At 60.5% G+C, this 2842-nt stretch carries 3 protein-coding genes and 1 pseudogene; 2 read left to right on the forward strand and 2 right to left on the reverse strand.

Going from position 1 to position 2842, the window contains the following annotated elements:
* Positions 1 to 422: 422 nt before the first annotated feature.
* Positions 423 to 1025 carry a transglutaminase-like cysteine peptidase gene (locus ABSE61_RS36845; protein WP_423876064.1) on the reverse strand — a complete coding sequence of 201 codons (603 nt, stop codon included), beginning with the start codon at positions 1023 to 1025 and terminating at the stop codon, positions 423 to 425.
* A 197-nt stretch (positions 1026 to 1222) separates the two neighbouring features.
* Between ABSE61_RS36845 and ABSE61_RS36850 the strand changes: the two genes are divergently transcribed.
* Together ABSE61_RS36850 and ABSE61_RS36855 are read left to right on the forward strand one after the other, a co-directional pair.
* Entirely contained in the window at positions 1223 to 1963 is a 741-nt protein-coding gene (locus tag ABSE61_RS36850) for a metallophosphoesterase family protein (protein WP_423876065.1), read from the forward strand.
* Between the two features lie 188 nt (positions 1964 to 2151).
* Entirely contained in the window at positions 2152 to 2571 is a 420-nt protein-coding gene (locus ABSE61_RS36855) for a hypothetical protein (protein WP_423876066.1), read from the forward strand.
* Between the two features lie 82 nt (positions 2572 to 2653).
* Here ABSE61_RS36855 and ABSE61_RS36860 read toward each other — a convergent pair.
* Positions 2654 to 2842 (reverse strand): annotated as a pseudogene (locus tag ABSE61_RS36860) (hypothetical protein); the annotation flags it as partial.

A 2842-nucleotide genomic window follows, 5' to 3' on the forward strand; every position in this document is an offset into this window, starting at 1 on the left:
GCTCCACGCTTCCTCCCCACACTCGGTCGCCCTCATGCAGTTGCGCTTCACTTCGCTCGTTGTGATCAACTCACGATGGGACTTGCACCCATAAGAGTGCGCCCATGCTGGGCGCACCATGACGAAGCGGCCGCCATCGACGGCTGCCGCATTCGCGGTTGAATTCGGAAAACCGATGGGTGGCGATCGCGGCCGCAATCAGTGTCGCGCTGATTATTAAGCTCTACCGCGGTGCTCTCTCACGCGGGCGCGATTCCTTCTATGCCGCCACCGCTGCGTCGGGCGCAGTGATCCTGCTTGCCCAGGCCTTCTGCGATGCGAGCCTGCCTCATTCCGGTGTCGCCGTGATCGGCGATGCCCTTGTCGGCATCGGGCTTGCGCAAAGCGCCAGCTGGGCGGATATGGGCCAGCTCGGGACGCTCTCAGGCGTTGCGCGTATCGAGCGTCGTCCAGAAGTTCGGATTCTTCGGCGTTTGCATCCGCAACCAGCGATAGGGAGCGCGCAACCACGGCCGGATTTGCGGCGTGAGGTTATCAAGAATCACGTCGCCCGCCGACGTCCGCACCACCAGGACGAGGTGATGTTCGCCCCAGGAGGTGACGACTTCGCTCAGCAACAGCGTACGCGCTGCCCAGCCACGGTCGAGCAATTCCGCTCGCTTGGTAACGGCATAATCGTTGCAATCACCATGCGACGGGCTGATCAACCAGTTCTTTGCGGCGACACCTTCCGTGTTCGCTTCGGGGACGATCGAGCTGTTGACCGACTTGTTGACGTCATTCAGTTCTTCCCAGCGTTCGGCCGTCATATGGACCGGGCCGCCGCGAAACAGCATCCGTGTTTGCCTGCACTGGTCCGCGTAGCGGATGCACTGGGTGTAGGCCATCGGCGGCAGCGTGTAGTCGCTGAAGGAGATTCGCTTGATCATCGGACCAAGCGCCCGCGGCATGCCTACCATTGCAGCATTCGCGCTCTGGTAGCCGCCAATGGCCGCCACCGCCGCAATTGCAACAATCCATTTCAAAATGGTACGTATAGTCCGTGCTCCCCGATCCGCCGTTGCGAAGGACCGTAAGGAGCAAGCTTTGAAATTTCGCCGCGGGCTTTGAGTCAAATGCCACCACCACGCTCGAGGATTCGTTAACCCTTCACACGGGCCCTCACATGTAAACTCCGCCGGCGGAGCCTCGCGGGTCACCAGGAATCGGATTTTCCCTTATTATGCTGGGCTTTTTGAAATCCCGTCGGTCGACAAAAAAGCCGCATCTGCCGGAGGGGACCCGCATCTATGCGCTCGGCGACATTCACGGACGAGCCGATCTTCTGAAGAAAATGTTTACCGTGATCGACGCGGACCTTGCGCGCAATCCGGCATCTCGCCCAATCCAGGTTTTCCTGGGTGATTACGTCGACCGGGGTCCGGACTCTGCCGGAACGCTCGATCTCCTGATCGAACGGGGACGCCATCACGAGACGGTCTGCCTCAAGGGCAACCACGAGGCCTTCATGCTCGAGGTCCTTCACGATCCGAACAAGCTGGGGGAATGGCGCAAATTCGGCGGCCTACAGACGCTGATGGCCTACGGCCTTCAGCCGTCGCTTAATCCAGGCGCCGAGGAGCAGGTCGAGTTGATCCAGGCCTTGACCAAGCGCATGCCCGACACACATCTGCGATTCCTTGAGGGCCTCCTGCCCTCCTTCCTCTGCGGCGATTTCTTTTTTGTCCACGCCGGCGTTCGGCCGGGCGTCCCGCTGAAAGAACAGACCGAGGCGGACATGCTGTGGATCCGCGACGAATTTCTCAACAGCGAGGAGAATTTCGGGAAATTCATTGTGCACGGACACACGCCGGTGCGGGAGCCCGACATCCGGCCGAACCGCATTAATATCGATACCGGCGCCTATGCGACCGGAAATCTGACGTTGCTGACCATCCAGGGAGATAGCATGCTGGCGCTGTGAAGACGCTGGCGCTTCCAACCGCGTGGCCTAAAAAGTGGCCGGCCGATTGCAAAACTGTAGACGATGCAGGACCACGATGAAGCCGATCTGGAAATTTCGATTGCTGGCCTTGCTGATCGTTCTTTTGGTCGGGACGGTTTCGATCACAGATTTCGCGACCGAACGGTTGCGGCCTGCCCCTAGCGCCGGTGCCGGCGCTGAATAATCCATCGCCTACACCGGGTGCCGTTTGGGCGGCGGCGCTCGCCACGGAGATCGCCCCGTTCCGCGAAGATCTTAAGGCCGATGAAGCTGCCCTGCGCGCCGCGGCAGTTCTGGCATCCAAAGCCCCGGGCGATCTGTCGACGAATGAGGCTGCACAAACCGCCGTCAGGGCTGCGCTCGGGATCGGACCACACGATGCACGGATGTGGTTGACGCTGGCACTGCTCCGGGCCCACGGCAATCTTGGCGATGCCATGATCGTCGAGCCGCTAAAAATGTCATATCTCACCGGCCCAAATCAGGCCGAATTGATTCCGCCGCGGCTTTATCTCGTCTCCAGCATCAATGCGATCAGCGACCCGATCTCCAGGAGCTCGCCGCCAGCGACGTCCGCGCGATCCTGACCCGTCTCGCCGATCTGCGGCCGCTGCTGGTAACGGCCTACGCCCAGGGCTCGGACCATTGCGATCAAGTCTGCCAGCCAGATTAAGCGGAAGGCTTGTAGTCCGGCTGCCTGTAGTCCGGAAACCGGCTCAAGACCGCGGCCCTCAAAAACTTGAAGTGGGAGATCGAGTCGGCGAGCGACCTCAGACGCTTCTGGCCATTTGAAATTTCTTCGCTGAACAAGTTTTGGTGGTGGCGATCGAGCGGTTCGCGATCCAGGTACTCGTCACT

This window comes from Bradyrhizobium sp. (assembly GCF_049519115.1).
Taxonomy (GTDB): Bacteria; Pseudomonadota; Alphaproteobacteria; order Rhizobiales; family Xanthobacteraceae; genus Bradyrhizobium.